Below are 17,426 nucleotides of genomic sequence, written 5' to 3' on the forward strand. Positions count from 1 at the left end.
GGGACTGAGACCAGGGACGAACACACGGACGAGAAACAGGGACGAAACACAGGGGGAGTGTCATGAAAATTACCAAATACGATGCACGCTGCGGCACCGAGGAAGAAGAAGCAATCGACAACCAAAAAGATCTGCAGGTCTTGCAGGCAAAGGCCGCAGCCTCACTAAAATCTGGTCGAACCGCAGGCTTCCCGCACACCGTAGCCACGGCTCCGCAACAGGAAGAGCAAACAAGCACTCTGACATTGGTCACCGACGATCAAGACCAGCAAAAGCTGGAACGGTTCGGGCCGGAGCAGCCGGAGGCCAAACCGGATCCCGCGCCCTATTGCCTGGAACGCCACATGCGCCGACCCACCGAGGAACCGACACCTCCCAATTCGGGCCACGAACCTGCCGCAAGCGATAGCCCTCCCTCTCTCGCAATGCCGCAACCTACCCCGGCAGAGGCCGAGATCACACCTGAGACGTTGAAGGCTGCCGACCCGGAAGTCGCGCCCGAAACCACGCCCTCCTCCAAACCCCGGCCAGCCCCCAAGGCCGGGCCGATTTCTCAGGCCTTACAGACTGCCAGAGCGAAACAGAAAGCCCCCGAGGAAGGCCGCATGACCCCACCGGCCCGCGGGCTGGGCGGGACAACGCTGGAGGGGCAGATCAATACCCGTGTGCGCAAGCAGGACGACGCCGCAGAGCCCCCTGCCAATGGTGGCGGCAATGGCGGCAACGGAGGCGGCAATGGCGGCGGTGGCGGGCCTGCACGGTTCCACCGGCGGCTTGGACCACAGAACTACGAAAAGAGCCTGCGCGAAGGCGTCGTGGCGGTCCGGCGGAACATGGGCTTCGTGATGCTGATGACCTGCGCCACCAATGTTCTGGTGCTGGCCATCCCGCTTTATCTGTTTCAGATCTCCGACCGCGTGCTGACCAGCCGCTCGGTGGATACGCTGATCATGCTGACGCTGGTGATTGCCGGCGCGGTGATCCTTCAGTCAGTCTTTGACGCGGTGCGACGCTTCATGCTGATGCGCACCGCGGTCGAGGTGGCTGCCCGCCTTGGCGCGCCGATCCTGAGCGCGGCGGCGCATGCCTCGCTGCATGGATCCGGGCGCGAGTATCAGGCCTTGGGCGATTTGCAGCAGGTGCGAAGTTTCCTCACCTCCGGCACGCTGATGTCCTTTCTCGACGTGCCCTTTGCGCCGATCTTTATGGTCGCGATCTTTTTGGTGCACCCGCATCTGGGCTATATCGTTGCGGGAACGGCAATCGTTCTGCTGGTGATCGCAAACGTGAACCAGAAAATGACCGCGCGCCCCTTTGCCGAGGCGAACCTGGCGCAGTCAAAAGCGAATATGCACCTCGATTCCATGACTCGAAACAGCCAGATCATCAACGCGCTGGCGATGATCCCCGAGGCGGTCACCATCTGGGGCCGCGACACTGCGGCTTCGTTGACCTCGCAGGTCCGCGCGCAAGACCGCAACGTGATGTCTGCCACCCTGTCGCGCGGCGTGCGGCTGCTGACACAGGTCGGTATGCTGGGATGGGGCGCCTATCTGGCGATTGCCGGGGAGATTACCGGCGGCATGGTGATTGCAGCCTCGATCATTGCCGGCCGGGCGCTGGCCCCGGTCGAAGGCGCCATCGAAGGCTGGAACGCCTTCCTGCTGTCGCGCTCGGCTTATGGCCGGATTTCCAACCTTCTCACCCGCTCTGCCCATCAGTTCGAACGGCTGCGCCTGCCCGATCCACAAGGTCGGCTGGATGTGGAGCGGCTGCTATATGTCCCGAACGGCACCAAACAGGTGGTGCTGAACGCTGTCGGATTTTCGCTGGAACCCGGCGATACGCTGGCGGTGATCGGCAATTCCGGCGCGGGCAAGACGACACTGGGCAAGATGCTGGTGGGGTCGATCCTGCCGACCTCGGGCAATGTCCGGCTTGACCTGATGGATCTGCGAAACTGGGAGCCGCGCCAGCTGGGCGAGAACATAGGTTACCTGCCACAGGACGTGCAGCTGTTCCCCGGCTCCATCAAACAGAACATCGCCCGGATGCGCGATGATGCCACCGACGAACAGATCCACCGCGCTGCAGTACTGGCCGACGTGCACAACATGATCGCGTCACTGCCGCAGGGCTATGAAACCATGGTGGCAGCAGATGGATCGCCCCTGTCGGGTGGACAGAAACAGCGTATCGCCCTGGCCCGGGCCTTCTTTGGCAATCCGCGGCTTCTGGTTCTGGACGAGCCGAATTCGAACCTGGATGTCGCGGGTGATCAGGCGCTGGCGCGCGCCATTCAGCACGCCAAGGAGAACAAGATCACCGTGGTGGTCATCACCCAGAAACCAACGCTGCTGAGCGTTGTCGACAAGATCATGCTGCTGTCGGACGGCAATGTCGCTTTGATGGGGCATCGCAATGAAGTGCTGAAGCAGCTGGCCAATTTCCAGCAAGGCAACGCCCGTGGTCCCGAAGGGGGCACCACGCCCACACAAGGGGGGAACGCGCAATGACACAGACCGTCGATCTCATGGAATGGCACCACGAGGTGCCCCGCTCGATCCGCAAGCATGTGATCTTTGGCATCGCGCTCTTTGCCATCGCCTTTGGCGGCTTTGGCACCTGGGCCTTCCGCGCGCCGCTGGCGGCGGCGGTGATTTCACAGGGCAGCTTCGTCGCCACCGGCCAGAACAAGATCGTCCAGCACCTGGAAGGCGGCATCATCGAAGCAATCCTTGTCTCCGAGGGCGACCGCATCAGCAAGGGCGATCAAATCATCCAGCTGAAACAGACAGCGGCGCAGGCCGACCTGCGCGAAATGGAGTTCCGCAAGGCGCGGCTTGAGGCCGCCGAAGCGCGGGTTCGGGCCGAATATGATGAGGCGGAGGAGGTCACGTTCTCCCCCCGCCTTCTGCAACTGGCCAAAGAGAACCAGCAGGTGGCCCAAATCGTTGAGGATCAGCGGCTATCCTTTGCCTCGGCCCGGCACATGCAGCAAAAGGAGCTGGAGATTCTGGAGAATGGCATCGCCTCGCTTCAAATCCGCAGCAAGGGCTACAAGGCGCAGCTGGCCGCTTATCGCGCGCGGGGCGTGAACCTCGGCGAAGAGCTGAGCGATAAGGAAGCCCTGCTGGAACGCGGCCTGATCCGGCGCCCCGAATTCAACTATGTGCGCCGCGCGATGCTGGAGACAGACGGCCATATCGCACGGATTGAATCAGAGGTTGAAGAAATAGAACGATCCCGGCTTAAGTTTGAGCTGGAGATCGAAAAACTGACCACGGAACGTCGACGCAAGGCGCTGGATGAGCTGCAGGCGGTGCAGGCCGAGTTGGACACGATCCGCGAAAAGGCCCGCAAGGCCAAGGACGTGCTGTCCCGCTCGACCGTGGTGGCGCCCGTTAACGGCACCATCGTACGCCTTTACTACCACAGTTCTGGCGGCGTCATCGAAAGCGGTAAGCCCATCGCCGAGATCCTGCCCGCCGATGCGCCCCTGCTGATCGAAACGCTGGTGCCGCGCACCGATATCGACAGCATCCGCGTCGGACAGGTCGCGGCGGTACGGCTGTCGGCGCTGAACCGGCGCACCACGCCGATGCTGACCGGTCACGTGAGTTACCTGTCGGCGGATTCCATCACCGATACCTCTCAGGGCATCGCCCGCGAGGTCTATGTCGCCCATATCGATCTGTCGTCAGCGGAATATGCGAGGGTGTCGCACTTCGCGCCGGTGCCTGGGATGCCTGCCGACATCATGATCGAAACAGAAGAAAGGACCTTCTTTGAATATCTGATCAAACCGGTGAAGGACAGCATGTCACGCGCATTCCGGGAGCAATGATCCCGTGGCTTGGTCGCAGAAAGACACTGTTTTCAATGCCCTGTTAACCGGCGCGCGGTAAATCTTCGGGTGAAAGCAGGACGATAGCATTTATCGCCCTGTCTGCCCTATGAACCAGCGCCCGGACATTCGCATGACGAACAGACGCCTAGAACAAAAGCACGTGACTCCGCAAAGCGAAGACGCCGGCCTGTTCAAGCGTGAGCTGCGCGATGTGCCTGTGGAGCTGATCCCCGTGGTCAACCGCAACAACCGGGGAGATCTGCTGATCAAGGGGATCGTCCGACCCGACGCAGAGATCGAAGTGCTTTTTGCCGGCCGCCGCAAACCTGAGGCAGCAGGCCTGCTGCATCGGATCAAGAAACTGCGGGAACAGGGGCTGCGCACGGCGACAAACGGCCACGAGGCCATGATGCAGATCCGGCGGCTGCGCCTGCCGGTTCAGGTACGGGGCAACTGGCGTATCCGATTTGAACCGGATGAAGAGGGTTGGGATCTGAAATGCTACCAGCTTTTGGCAGCTCAGTGGGCGTTTACTGACCACAAAGGCTTCAACGTTCTGTGCGGCTTCCCACCTGAAGTGCCTGATGACAGGCTACAGGACCGGGCTCGCGCTGCGCGGGCACATCTTGCCGCATCCCGGGCGCGTGTGGCGGAACGGCATGCGCAAAGATCGGACCGTATGACCGAGCAAGGCTGAGCCATCCGAGCCCCACACCTGATGGGCGGCGATCCAAAAAACAATGTTGGGCGGCTGACCTCTGACCTCCAGCCGCCCGTCCGGCGCCTTATTGCAGGGGCATTGCAATCGGGCGCAACGGAGCCGCATCCGCACCGCGCAGCTTGAGCGAGCCTGCCACGAAGGCAAACTCGTAAACCTTGGAGGCGGACAATTCTTCCAGATAGGCGAGTTCGATGATCGGAACGCCCACCTGCGACAGAAGGTAGGTATGCACCGGCACGTAATTGCCTTCGACCTCTGACGGGAAGGCCTCAAAGCTCAGATTGTCGGCGCCGACGATCATCGCACCGGATTCTTCGGCAAGGTAGCGCGCCGCTTCCATGCCAAGACCCGGCGGGTTGTGCGAGAACTGGTCAGCCTCTTCGTAGACCTGCATGCGTCCAGTCCGGATCAGGACCACATCGCCTTTTTGCAGTGCAACTCCCTGCGCCTCCAGCGCGGCCTCTAGATCCGCCTGCGTGACGCGGTAGCCTTCGTTCAGCATCTCCACACCCTTAACCGCGGCGACATCGATCAGCACGCCACGGGCCACGATGGGGGGGATCGTCTCTGCGCCGGTGACCTTCCAACCGGTATCGCCCAGATGTTCATCCGCACTGAAATGGTTGAAAATCTCACCGTTGAGACCAAAGTGGTTCAGGGCGTCGATATGAGTGCCGGTATGGGTATACATCGACACCGCCGATCCGGTGTAGCTGACGTGTTCGCCGATATCCCGGCCAACGCCCAGCGGGTCATCAATCGCGGCGCCCCGCGGGGTATGGGTCATCCAGAACTGATACCGGGGATCGCCCGCCGCGTGCCAGCCAGGCATGCCGATGAAATACTCGACGGAAAGGTCGAAAACCTGCCCCCCCGCAACACGGGACAGGATCGCTGCCCGAGTGTCTTCGGTCATCAGGTTCAAGGCGCCAAGTTCATCCTTGGGTCCCCAGGGGCTGGTGCCGACGGTGGGGGTACTGTCACCGGCATAGCCGGGCGCGGCCATGACAAGGCCAAGCGTGGCCGCCAGTAGAGTTGTGAAGCGCATTGCGATTTCCTCAGGTGCTTTTCGAATCCGGAAAAGCATCGCCTGGGTGCCTGATGCGAAAAACCGTGCGCTTTGCAATTGAGTGTTGATACCACGTCAGCAATGGTGACCCAGCAGATTGCGTCACATTGCATGCAGCAGAAAAAGCGCTCCGCCTCTCCTATTGGTCTGTGGCACCCATTTCACGGGGCCACATGCCATCTGGAAATCCGCGATGCGCTGTCTCTCTCCAAGTTATTCTGAGTGTTCCCCCAGAGCCAGTGCCAGGTTGCACAGGATCTCGAACATGATGGAGACCCCGAGAAAGGCGGTCGCGCCGCTTTGATCGAAGGGCGGCGAAACCTCGACAAGATCGGCGCCCACAATGTTCACCCCTTTCAGCAAACGGGCAACCTGCAGCGCCTGGAACGAGTTCGGGCCGCCGACCTCGGGCGTACCGGTACCCGGTGCGAAGGCCGGATCGACGAAATCGATGTCATAGGAGACATAGGTCGGCTGCGAACCTGCGATCTCGCGGGCTTCGGCCATCACATCCTCTGGGCCACGGGCATGGAACTCCTCGATCGCGATCACCCGCACGCCCACCGCATCGGCAAAGTCACGGTCTTCGCTGTCGTAGGTGGTACCGCGAATGCCGATCTGCACGACCCGTTTTGGATCCAACAAGCCCTCTTCGATGGCGCGGCGGAAGGGCGTGCCATGGGTGTACTGGGTGCCGCCGAAGTAATCCTTGAAGAGGTCCGTGTGGCTGTCGAAATGGATCATGCCCAAGGGGTCGTTTTTACCCAAGGCTCGCAGAATTGGCAGGGAGCAGAGGTGATCTCCGCCGCCGGTCAGGGGGATGACATCGGCGGCCACGACCTGATCGTAGAACTGAGTGATCCGGTCCATGCTGTCATGCAGGTCCGCCGGGTTCGGCCCGACATCGCCCAGATCGGCGCAGTTCACCATCTCGAACGGGCGCACACCGGTAGCGCCGTTCTGCGCCCGGATCATTGTCGACATGTCGCGCAGCTGGCGCGGTCCGTGGCGTGGGCCGGGGCGGTTGGTCGTGCCGCTGTCCCACGGGGTTCCGATCAGGCCGACCTGCACGTCCTTCAGGCGCGGATCATCAAGCGACAGGTGCGGCAGGCGCATGAAGGTCGGAACACCGGCAAAGCGCGGCACATCGAAACCGGAAACCGGGTGGAAGAAGGAGTCAGTCATGGGGGGTATCCTTGATCAAAGCATGACGCTGCCGCCGTTGACGCCAAAGCATTGCCCGGTGATGAAACCGCTTTGCGGGCTGGCGAGAAAGACGACCATATCGGCGATTTCGCGCGGCTGGCCAAAGCGCGCGAGCGGTGTGTCGAGATCCTTGGCAATGGCCTCGGGGCTCATGTTCTGGGGGCTGGTCATATCCGTTTCCGTCGAGCCCGGCGCCACTGCATTGACCAGGATTCCCGGCGCCAGTTCGCGCGCCAGCGTCCGGGTCATGGTGATGATGGCGCCTTTTGAGGCGGTATAGGCCAGCATGTTTTCGCGTCCCAGCAGGCCAAGATCACTGGCGATATTGATGATCCGCCCGCTGTCCGTTCGGCGCACAAAGGCGCGGGAGGCCAGGAAGCTGCCGCGCAGGTTCACCGCAATGACCCGGTCGAAATCCGCAGCCTTGGTTTCGGCCAAGGGGCTTTCGCGCAGGATCCCCGCGTTGTTCACCAGAATGTCGGGCGCACCAAGGGCCTTGCAGGCCGCGTCGAAAAACCCCTCGACTGCCTGCTCATCGGCGACATCGGCGCTCATGGCAAAACCGCGCGAGCGTTGGTTGATGGCGGCCAAAGTCGCATCGGCTTCGGGATCGTCATAGTGGCAGAACCCGACCTCCGCGCCGAGATCTGCAAGCGCGAGGCAGATCGCCCGGCCAATACCGCGCGCGCCGCCAGTGACTAGCGCGGTCTGGCCTTGCAGGCTCATGCCATCACCTCGCCCCGGTCGACGTTGATCGCCTGCCCGGTGATATTCGCGCCGCCATCGCTGGCAAGGAACATATAGGTCGCGGCCATATCCGCCGGTTCCATCAGCCCGCCGATGGCCTGTGCAGATACGATCTCTTGCAACAATTCCTCTTCACTCTGCCCACTGGTCTCGGCCAGTTCGCGCAGGGAGTTCATCGCAGGCCCGGTCTTGACCCAGCCCGGGCAGACGGCATTGACGCGGATGCCGCGCGGGCCGAGCTCCTGCGCCCATGTGCGCATCAGCCCCACATTGGCGTGTTTGGAGGCGACATAGGCCGAAAACCCGCCCACTGCGGTCTTGGCCCAGATCGAGGCGGTGATGATGATCCGCCCACCGTCGTTGATCCGGTTCACCAGCGTATCGGTCACATTCTGGGTGCCGGTGATATTGATCCCGACGATTTGTTCAAAGGTGGCGTTGCCGTCGGGGTTCTTGCCGGTCAGGGGCGTCGGGCGTTCCAATCCCGCATTGTTGATCAGCACGTCCAGTTTCTCGATATGGGCCAGCGCCTGTGTCACCGCTGCGGCGTCTGCGATATCGCATTTGATCGCCTGCACATTGCCGGGCATCTCTTTTGCAGCGTCAAAGATCGCATCGCTGGACGACAGGATCGTCAGATCAGCGCCTGCCTTGGCAAAACCCATCGCCACGCCATAACCGATGCCGCTGCTGGCGCCTGTGACCAGAACGGATGTGCCGGAGAAATCGAAACTTACGCTCATGCTGCGCCTCCGTCTGTGTTTGGCTTATTCATCCCGGTGCCCTTCTTCGCGCATCAGCCGCATCAGTTTTTCTTCCAGTGCACCGTAGCCCTCAAGGCGCACGATGCGTTCCTTGTCGGCGATGCGCGCGCCGTTCTTGAAGCTCGGGACAATCTCTTCCTTCAATCGGCCCGGGTGGCTCGACAGGAAAACGATCTTGTCGGCGAGAAAGATCGCCTCTTCCAGGTCGTGGGTAACTATGACCATGGTGGTATTGGTCTTTTCCGCGACGTCGATCATCAGTTCCTGCATCAGCCAGCGGGTTTCGGCATCAAGCGCGCCAAACGGCTCATCCATAAGCAACACTTCGGGATCATTGGCCAGGGTGCGGGCAATGGCCACGCGCTGGCGCATGCCACCGGACAGTTGCGACGGATAGGCGTCGGCGAATTTGGACAGGCCAACCAGATTGAGGAAATGCTCGGCGCGTTCACGCCGTTCCTGTGTGGGCACGTCGTTGATCTTCATGCCGAATTCGACGTTCTTGCGCACCGTCAGCCAGTCAAAGGAGGTATAGGCCTGGAACACCATGCCCCGGTCACGCCCCGGCCCGTCGACCTTGCGCCCGCCGACGACAATCTCGCCCTCGGTTGCGGTTTCAAGCCCAGCAATCATGCGCAGGATGGTGGATTTGCCACAGCCAGACGGGCCAAGCAGCACGCAGATGGAGTTCTTCTCGACGGAGAATGACACATCCTGCACCGCCTGAAGTTTTTGCCCGCGCCCGATGTCGAACGCCTTGGACAGGTTCGAGATATCAACCAGCGTTGCGGTCATCAGCGTTTTTCCTTGAGATAGGGGAACAGGCCACGGTGCAGCGCGGCAAAGAGAAGGTCGAACAGCAGGCCAAGGGCGCCGATGACGATGATACCGGCGAGGATCTCATCGGTTTTGAGGAAGCGGCGCGCCCGCATCATCATGGCGCCGATGCCGGTGGTGGAGGCGACGATCTCGGCGATCACCAGGTAGGTCCAGGCCATCGCCAGCATCTGACGCATCGCCACCACGATATCGGGCAGCGCGGCGGGGAAGACGACTTTCAAAACCACGACATAGCGGTTCGCGCCCAGTGTCAGCGCGGTTTCGATCAGCTCTTTGCGCACGTTCTTGGTGTGATCCATGATCAGGGTGATCAGGAAAAAGATGACCCCGATGAACAGAAGCGCCAGTTTGGGGGCTTCGCCGGTTCCGAACCACATCAACAGGATCGGAATAAAGGACGGCGCGGGCAGGTAGCGCCAGGCCGACACGAAAGGCGCAAAGATCGCCTCGATCGAGGCAAAGGTGCCCATCATCACACCCAATGGCACCGCGACGGCGCAAGCCATGGCAAAGGCCACCAACACGCGGGTGATCGACACCAGCACATCGCTGGCGAAATCGCGCGCGGCAAACAGATCATAGGTGGCGCTGAACACCTTTTGCGGCGAGGGAACCAGAAGGTCATTCACCAGTCCGGTGGCTGCTGCCAAGGTCCAGACGGCAAAGAACACGGCCCAGATGCCAAAGGCAGACAGCATGCGCTGGCGCCGGGTGACCGGCATGCGGATTTCCAGAAAGCGTTTGGAGCGGGTTGGCGAGGGCACTGGATTACCTCCTGTGGCGGAAGGGGCAGAAGCACCGACAGGCGCTTCTGCGCGTGGCGTTAGTTGGCGGTCAGCGACTGACGGTAGCCAGAAGCGGCCAGATCACCCATCAGGCTACAGTCGATCCCGGCTGCGGCGTCGACGGTCTTGTCCATCAGGCCCAGCTTAACCCACCAGTCATTGGTCAGGGCAACGGACTCGGCCATGGAGCCATTGGCCATGCCGAAGGGCGGCTCGCCATCCAGAACACCGCAAAGCTGCGCGGATTCATCAAAGTCGAGCATGTAGATGCCGCCTTCAAAGCTCTTGCCGTTGGTGCCGATCACATAGCCGATGTCCTCTTCCGGCCATTGCAGGAACTCTGCCATCGCCTTGTTGGTTTCGGCCACGTTCTGGTTCCAGTATCCCAGGCCATCCCAGCGTGCCTTCAGCACCGCCAGCGCCACATCGCGTTTTTCAGCGATGAAGTTCTTGTTCATATAGAGCGCGTCCATGAAGATCCCGGTCTTCAGGACCTCAGGGTCGGCGGTGTTGACGGCGCTTTTCGATCCAGGGCTGGCCTCCAGCACCTTGGAGATCCAAGGCTCGTACATATAAGCCGCCGCCAGATCACCCGACAGCATCGGACCCACGGCCTCGTCTGCGTTGAGGTTCACCCATTCGACCTGATCCGGGGTAACGCCCAGCGTGTCCAGCCAGATGCCCATCAACAGGTGACCGATATAGGCCTGCGGCGCCGCGACCTTCTTGCCGGGCAGATCGGCCGCCTCAATTTCAGGGGCCAGGATGATGTGGTCGACGCCGTAAGAGGGGTTGAGGAAGGCCACGTTCACCACATCGGTGCCGCGGTCGACAGTCAGCGGGGTGTAATCCGCGGTGCAGCCGTAAACGTCGAGCTGCCCTGCCGCGAGGGCCGCATGCCCGCCCAGCGGATCTTCGAAGATTGTGATTTCCAGATCGTGGTCGGGGATCAGGTTGTTCTGGCGGGCAACCTCCAGCATCGCGTAGCCCGGCCAGGACACGCAGACGCCAACCTTGACTGTAACAGCGGCGGCAGCACCTGCCCCCAGGCCCAGTGCCACCGCGGCAGCTGAAGCGAGTTTAGTAAAAGAACGCATGGCTATTCCTCGTTGTTCGGTTTCGGGTGCAACTTGGTAAAAACCGTATCCCGTAAAAAACTTAATGCAACTAATTTTTTAAGTGGACTAACCTATGCGGTGTTTGATTAGATGGCCCCGTAGCAGCAGAAAACCGGAGTATCCGACCGTGGGTTTGAGAGAACGACAGAAAGAAGACCGTCAAAGGCGCATCGTCGAATCCGCCCGGAAACTCTTTTTAAAACAGGGGTTTGAAAAGACGACGATCGAAGTGATCGCAGATGCTTCCGGGGTGTCCGGCGTCACCGTGCACAAGTATTACGGCACCAAGGCCGGCATACTTCTTGCCATGGTCACGCAAAGTGACGCGCAACTGATCGACCGGCTCGACCGTGAACTTGCCCAAGAATCGGGCAATCTGATCGAGATTGCGGCAAAGTTTGCATCGATCATCGTCGATCACGCCATGTCCAACCTGGAAAAAGAGATCTGGCGTCAGGTGATTTCTGCGGTGACTCTCAATGGGGGATCGCCGCTCAGCCAGACCTATTTCGAACTGGATCAGGAACTGGCGCAGGTGCTGGTGCGCAGAATCAAGGCCCTGCAAGAGGCGGGGGACCTGCCGCCCTCGGTCGATGCAGACGGCTTGGGCAAGGCGCTGTTCCACCTTCAGAACGCTCGCTTCATCCAGTTCATCAGTTCGGACGACATCAACAGTGATGAAATCGCGCGCCGATTCCGCCGCGATCTTGAGGCGCTGTTTTCGCTCCACATCGCAACGTCCTGACCGGCGGATAGCCCGGCCCACGGCAAGACCAGACAAGGATTCACATGTTTCTACATCCCATCAAATGGCCCCATGGCAAGACATGTGCGGCCGCAATCACCTTTGATATCGACGCCGATTCCCTGATCCGGGATGCCTGCCGCGATGATGCAGAGTTGCGGCTCCAGCCGATTTCCATGGGGCGCTACGGGCCGACGGTGGCGGTTCCCCGTATTCTGGAGACCTATCGCCGACTTGGCCTGACCCAGACTTTCTTTATGCCGGGCTGGGTGATGGAAAATTACCCAAAGACGGTCGAGGCCATTCTTGAAGGCGGGCATGAGATCGGCCATCACTCCTGGCGCCATGAGGATCCGATGGGGCATTCCGATGCCGAAGAAGCGGAACTGTTCGAACGCGCCCTAGAGGTGCATGTCAAACTGACGGGCCGCAAACCGCGCGGCTATCGCGCGCCGGTCTATAGCATCACGCCTGCGATGGTGGACCGGCTGATCGCGCATGAATTCCTATACGACAGCTCGATGATGGCGGATGAACTGCCCTACCTTGTCAAAACAGGCACAGGCAGCATCATCGAGATGCCGCCGCATTGGGGGACCGACGACTGGCCGCCCTTCGCCCATTTTGCCGAGATCGACTACCTGATGCCCGTTCGCGGCCCGCGCGAGGGGATCGCGCCGTTCTTTGAAGAATTCGAGGCGATGTACGAAGCGGGAGGGTTCTGGATGCCGGTCCTGCACCCCTTCCTGACCGGTCGTCTGGCGCGCTGGCGCGAGATGGAGCGTCAGTTGGAGGCGGTTCTGGAACGGGGCGATGTCTGGTTCGCGCCTCTGGAGCAGATCGCCGGGCACGCGCGAGACAACAGCAACACTCTGAGAACGGAAGTGATCGGATAAAATCCGGCGCGGTTCCAAGTGAGTCATTCTGAAAGGGCGCCGCCGGTTTGCGTGTCGGTGGCCCCACGTCGTCGCGGTGCGCCAGAGCTGGCCGTGAAAGAGGTTCGGGCCGCAACAGCCGTACCTGTGCTTGCGGTTACGCGCATCCTTTCGGCGACAAGTTAATCCACAAAATGTACACAGTAATTCCGCAAGAAAGTCAATTATCGCCAAAAGAACGCTAGCATAGAGTCCCCTTGCCTACTTGAAACATCAGTATCCAAGGAAAAAGACCATGACCCAACCAATCCGCATTCACGGCTTCCCCCTGTCCGGCCATTCGCACCGCGTAGAGCTGTTCGCAAACCTTGCCGGAATTGAGCACGAGATGATCACCGTCGATCTCGCTGCAGGTGCCCATAAGGCAGAGCCGTTCCTGTCCCTGAACCCCGCCGGGCAAGTGCCGGTGATCGAAGACGGCGACACAGTGATCGCTGACTCCAACGCCATCCTCGTTTACCTGGCGCGCAAATACGCACCGTCCTTCCTGCCCTCTGATCCGGTTCTGGAAGCCGAAGTACAAAAGTTCCTTACCCTCGCCGCCGGAGAGATTGCCTTTGGCCCGGCAGCAGCGCGTCTGATCAACGTCTTCAACGCACCGTTTGACGCAGAATTCTGTGCGGCAACGGCCGCAACCGCCTTTGGCAAGATCGAAGCGCATATGGAAGGTCGTGAATTCCTGGTGGGCACCGAGCCGACCATCGCCGACATCGCCATCTATTCCTACAGCGCGCATGCGCCCGAAGGTGGCATCTCGCTGGAAGCCTACCCGAACCTGCGGCGCCTGCTGGCCAATGTCGAAGGTCTGAAAGGCTTCAAAGCCATGCCCGTGACCAAGGTCGGCCTCGCAGCCTAACCCCCGGGCACTGCCCATATCACAACAACAGATACCCCGGAGGGTCCGATGTCTTCTTCTGTCTCAAACGTATCTTCGCCCTTCCACGAAGGCGAACAGGAAATGCAGCGCCGCACAGGTAAACGCGCGGCAATGGAAGTCTTCGGCCGCCGGGTTATCCGCCCTTTCATGCCGGATCAGCACCGGGAGTTCTATGCTCAGCTTCCCTTTATCGTGGCCGGTGCCGTTGATGCAGAGGGCTGGCCCTGGGCCACCCTGCTGACCGGTGCCCCGGGCTTCATCCGCTCCCCCGACGCCGAGCATCTGACAATCAGCCTGTCCGCTGCTGAGGGCGACCCCGTTCATTCGGAATTGCGCACCGGGGCCCGGCTGGGCCTTTTGGGGATCGAACTGCACAGTCGCCGCCGCAACCGGGTCAATGGCCGCATCGCCTCCCTGTCCGAAAAGGCGCTCACCCTGAAGGTGGACCAGTCCTTCGGCAATTGCCCGCAGTATATCCAGCTTCGCCAGCTCGAAGCGGCAGACATCCGAGACGTCCGGCGTCAGTCAGAGCCGATCAAAGATCTGCAAGGACGCGTCCGATCGCTGATCGAAGCCGCCGATACTTTCTTTGTCTCCAGCCATATCCCGCCAGGCGACACTCCTGAAAGAGAAGGGGTGGACGTCTCCCACCGCGGCGGTCGGCCCGGTTTCATCCACGTCGAAGGCAATACGCTGACCATTCCCGAATTTCCGGGGAACAACTACTACAACACGCTGGGAAATTTCCTGCTGAACCCGCGTGCTGGGCTGCTGATCCCGGATTTTGCAACCGGGACCCTGTTGCAGCTGACCGGAACCGTAGAGCTTCTGGAAGCGGATGATCCCGTCATCTCCTCCTTCCAGGGGGCGCAGCGCGGCTGGCAATTCACCTTCCATCAGGGCCTTTGGACCGAGAATGCGCTGCCCTTCCGTGCAGGCCAAGGGGCCTTTTCCCCCAACACGCTGTTGACCGACACCTGGACCGATGCAGATGCGCGCGAAAAGGCCGAAGAGCACCGCAACGCTTGGCGCGCCTTCAAGGTGTCCCGCATCGAGGACGAAAGCGCGGAGATCCGGTCCTTCTACCTTGAACCGGCGGATGGCCTGCCGCTTCTGCCTTTCGAGGCCGGGCAGTTCCTGACCCTGCGGGTGCCGCTTCCCGGAGAGGACACCCCATTACTGCGCACCTACACCGTCTCTTCTGCGCCCGGGGAACCCTTCTACCGGATCTCGGTGAAGAAAGAGGAACAGGGTCGCGTCTCCCGCCACCTGCACGAAAAAATCCAGAGCGGCCACCAGCTGGACGCAAAGGCGCCGCGCGGCGGCTTCACGCTGGATGCCTCTGCCACACGCCCCGCAGTCCTGATCGCAGGCGGTGTCGGGATCACGCCGATGGTTGCGATGGTGCGCCATGCCCTGCGCGAAGGTCTGCGCACCCGGCATCGCCGCCAGATCACGGTGCTGCATTCCGCCCGCAACACCAAGGTCCAGGCCTTCGCACGAGAGTTGGATGAACTGGCGCAGGCTTCTGGCGGACAGATCCGCTACCTGCCGCTGGTGTCGGAAAAACCCGCCAAGGGCGCTGCGAAAGGTCCGGTCTGGAAAACCGGCGTCATCGACGATGATATCCTGCGCCAGGCGCTGTGGCTCGACGATTTTGATTTCCACCTTTGTGGACCCGAAGGGTTCATGCAGGCGATTTATGACAGCCTTTTGAGACTGGGCGTCCCAGACAGCCGCATCTTTGCCGAGGCGTTTGGCCCGTCATCGCTCGTCCGCAAGATAGCCACCGCACCTCAGCCTGTGGAACCTGCCGCGGAGCAAGCGATCGTGCGCTTTGCGAAATCCGGGTTTGAAATGCCATGGCAACCAGAAGACGGATCCTTGCTGGAAATGGCCGAAGCCCATGGGCTGACGCCGGAATTCAGCTGCCGCTCGGGTACTTGCGGCATGTGCAGCACCCGGCTGAAAAGTGGCGCCACCACCTATAAGACGGCCCCGTCTATCACCCCGCCGCCGGGTGAAACACTGCTCTGTTGCTCGGTTCCGGCCAGAGGCTCTGACACAATCGAGCTCGACTTGTGAGCGGAGGTGCATGATGGCGGAGTTGCAACAGCCTTTGGACTGACATTTGACAGCTCCTCTTCAGCCATTCTCTGCTCCTGCCGGTCGGTTTGCGTTGCATCTGTTCTCAACCAATAGACCCCAGCGGGATCAGAACCGCAATCTGGCGCCTGCCCATAAACACGCACCCACGCCCAAAAAACAGGCATCATAGGGACACCACAGAGGCGCCACTGTCGTCAGGCCTTGTGCTTAACCAAGTGTCTGGCAACGGTTAGGTATGACGAGTGAAGATAAATTTTTCGACGAAATGTGTCGCTCAAACGGTGTGCGGGGTCCCTATGACCGCTACCATGCATGGTTCAACCAGCAGGACGTTGTGCGCCTTGCCCAGAAATCCGAAGAGGCGGAGCGATTTTTCCGACGCACCGGCATTACATTCAATGTCTATGGTCAGGATGATGCGGAAGAACGGCTGATCCCCTTCGACCTGATACCCAGGATTCTATCGAACCGGGAGTGGAGCACGCTTGCCCGCGGCGTTGATCAGCGGGTGCGGGCGATCAATGCCTTTCTGCACGATATCTATAACCGGCAGGAAATCCTGCGGGCGGGCATCGTGCCGATCTCTGTAATTGCGCAAAACGATGCCTTCCTACCGCAGATGATCGACTTTACTCCCGCTGGCGGCGTCTACACCCATATCGTCGGCACCGACATCGTGCGCACGGGCGAGAATGAGTTCTTCGTACTTGAAGACAATGCTAGGACGCCTTCCGGGGTCAGCTATATGCTGGAAAACCGCGAGACGATGCTGCAGATGTTCCCGGAGCTGTTCAGCCAGATCAAGGTGCAGCGGGTCAGCGACTACCCCAAGAACCTGCGCGCCTCGCTTGAAGCTTCGGCGCCGCCGAATTGCGAAGGGCGTCCCTTTGTCGTGGTGCTTACGCCGGGAATTCACAACTCGGCCTATTACGAGCACAGTTTTCTCGCCGATCAGATGGGCGTTGAGCTGGTCGAGGGGCACGACCTGCGCATCATTGACGGACGGATCAAGGTCCGCACGACACGCGGATATCGCACCGTCGATGTGATCTATCGCCGGGTCGATGATGATTTCCTTGATCCGCTGACCTTCAATCCCCAGTCCATGCTGGGCGTGCCGGGCATCATGGATATCTATCGCGCGGGCAACATCACCATCGCCAACGCGCCGGGCACGGGGGTGGCTGATGACAAGGCGATTTACAGCTACATGCCCGAGATCATTGAATTCTACACCGGAGAAAAAGCGATCCTGAAGAACGTGGAGACGCATCGCTGCTCTGAGCCGGACAGTCTGAAATACGTGCTGGATAACCTTTCCGACCTGGTGGTGAAGGAGGTGCACGGATCGGGCGGCTACGGCATGCTGGTTGGCCCCGCGGCCAGCAAGAAGGAAATCGAAGCCTTCCGGGAAAAACTGATCGCGCGCCCGGCCAACTATATTGCCCAGCCCACGCTGAGCCTGTCGACCGTGCCGATTTTCACTGAAAAGGGCCTGGCCCCGCGCCATGTCGACCTGCGGCCCTTTGCGCTGGTTTCGCCCAAGGAGATCAACATTACGCCGGGCGGTCTTACCCGCGTTGCCCTGACCGAGGGCAGCCTTGTGGTCAATTCAAGCCAGGGCGGCGGTACCAAAGACACCTGGGTCCTGGAGAGCTGA

General features: G+C 60.7%; 15 protein-coding genes. 8 read left to right on the top strand and 7 right to left on the bottom strand.

Features of this window, described 5'->3' with window-relative positions; all coding sequences use genetic code 11:
- The first annotated feature begins 62 nt into the window (after positions 1-62).
- From AC5SSZ_RS11835 to AC5SSZ_RS11845, 3 genes are all read left to right on the top strand, one after another.
- On the top strand, positions 63-2,516 hold the full coding sequence (locus AC5SSZ_RS11835; protein WP_495438284.1) for a type I secretion system permease/ATPase: 2,454 nt from the start codon (positions 63-65) through the stop codon (positions 2,514-2,516).
- Entirely contained in the window at positions 2,513-3,847 is a 1,335-nt protein-coding gene (locus tag AC5SSZ_RS11840) for an HlyD family type I secretion periplasmic adaptor subunit (protein WP_065272813.1), read from the top strand. Before AC5SSZ_RS11835 ends, AC5SSZ_RS11840 begins: the two co-directional genes overlap by 4 nt.
- Before the next feature lie 133 nt (positions 3,848-3,980).
- Entirely contained in the window at positions 3,981-4,547 is a 567-nt protein-coding gene (locus AC5SSZ_RS11845; RefSeq protein WP_065273753.1) for a hypothetical protein, read from the top strand.
- A gap of 88 nt (positions 4,548-4,635) precedes the next feature.
- On the opposite strand, the gene AC5SSZ_RS11850 is transcribed toward AC5SSZ_RS11845, so the two are convergent.
- From AC5SSZ_RS11850 to AC5SSZ_RS11880, 7 genes are all read right to left on the bottom strand, one after another.
- Positions 4,636-5,619: a cyclase family protein gene (locus AC5SSZ_RS11850; RefSeq protein WP_116560355.1), complete on the bottom strand. Its 984-nt coding sequence runs from the start codon at positions 5,617-5,619 to the stop codon at positions 4,636-4,638.
- A gap of 234 nt (positions 5,620-5,853) precedes the next feature.
- Positions 5,854-6,825, bottom strand: coding sequence for an agmatinase (speB, locus tag AC5SSZ_RS11855; RefSeq protein ID WP_065272812.1), 972 nt, complete (start codon positions 6,823-6,825; stop codon positions 5,854-5,856).
- A 15-nt stretch (positions 6,826-6,840) separates the two neighbouring features.
- The gene (locus AC5SSZ_RS11860) at positions 6,841-7,572 is read right to left on the bottom strand and encodes an SDR family NAD(P)-dependent oxidoreductase (RefSeq protein ID WP_065272811.1); all 732 of its coding nucleotides are present in this window, start codon (positions 7,570-7,572) and stop codon (positions 6,841-6,843) included.
- The gene (locus AC5SSZ_RS11865) at positions 7,569-8,336 is read right to left on the bottom strand and encodes an SDR family NAD(P)-dependent oxidoreductase (RefSeq protein WP_495438285.1); all 768 of its coding nucleotides are present in this window, start codon (positions 8,334-8,336) and stop codon (positions 7,569-7,571) included. The genes AC5SSZ_RS11860 and AC5SSZ_RS11865 overlap by 4 nt, the downstream gene beginning before the upstream one ends.
- 24 nt (positions 8,337-8,360) lie before the next feature.
- A complete protein-coding gene (locus tag AC5SSZ_RS11870) occupies positions 8,361-9,152 on the bottom strand; it encodes an ABC transporter ATP-binding protein (RefSeq protein WP_274835124.1) in 792 nt (263 codons plus the stop codon).
- Positions 9,152-9,961, bottom strand: a complete 810-nt coding sequence (locus AC5SSZ_RS11875; RefSeq protein WP_495438286.1) for an ABC transporter permease — start codon at positions 9,959-9,961, stop codon at positions 9,152-9,154. The genes AC5SSZ_RS11870 and AC5SSZ_RS11875 overlap by 1 nt, the downstream gene beginning before the upstream one ends.
- Positions 9,962-10,020: 59 nt before the next feature.
- Positions 10,021-11,079 (bottom strand): ABC transporter substrate-binding protein, encoded by a 1,059-nt coding sequence (locus AC5SSZ_RS11880; RefSeq protein ID WP_495438287.1) that lies wholly within the window; start codon positions 11,077-11,079, stop codon positions 10,021-10,023.
- Between the two features lie 148 nt (positions 11,080-11,227).
- On the opposite strand from AC5SSZ_RS11880, the gene AC5SSZ_RS11885 reads away from it, so the two are divergent.
- The 5 genes from AC5SSZ_RS11885 (at position 11,228) to AC5SSZ_RS11905 (ending at position 17,426) form a co-directional block, all read left to right on the top strand.
- Positions 11,228-11,845, top strand: a complete 618-nt coding sequence (locus tag AC5SSZ_RS11885) for a TetR/AcrR family transcriptional regulator (RefSeq protein WP_495438288.1) — start codon at positions 11,228-11,230, stop codon at positions 11,843-11,845.
- A gap of 44 nt (positions 11,846-11,889) precedes the next feature.
- Positions 11,890-12,741, top strand: a complete 852-nt coding sequence (locus tag AC5SSZ_RS11890; protein ID WP_368998429.1) for a polysaccharide deacetylase family protein — start codon at positions 11,890-11,892, stop codon at positions 12,739-12,741.
- Positions 12,742-13,015: 274 nt separating this feature from the next.
- The gene (locus AC5SSZ_RS11895) at positions 13,016-13,636 is read left to right on the top strand and encodes a glutathione S-transferase family protein (protein WP_274868843.1); all 621 of its coding nucleotides are present in this window, start codon (positions 13,016-13,018) and stop codon (positions 13,634-13,636) included.
- A gap of 48 nt (positions 13,637-13,684) precedes the next feature.
- The gene (locus AC5SSZ_RS11900; RefSeq protein ID WP_495438289.1) at positions 13,685-15,742 is read left to right on the top strand and encodes a pyridoxamine 5'-phosphate oxidase family protein; all 2,058 of its coding nucleotides are present in this window, start codon (positions 13,685-13,687) and stop codon (positions 15,740-15,742) included.
- Positions 15,743-16,001: 259 nt separating this feature from the next.
- The gene (locus AC5SSZ_RS11905) at positions 16,002-17,426 is read left to right on the top strand and encodes a circularly permuted type 2 ATP-grasp protein (RefSeq protein ID WP_274830221.1); all 1,425 of its coding nucleotides are present in this window, start codon (positions 16,002-16,004) and stop codon (positions 17,424-17,426) included.

The sequence above is a fragment of the Phaeobacter sp. CC-HEC084 genome, assembly GCF_059429255.1.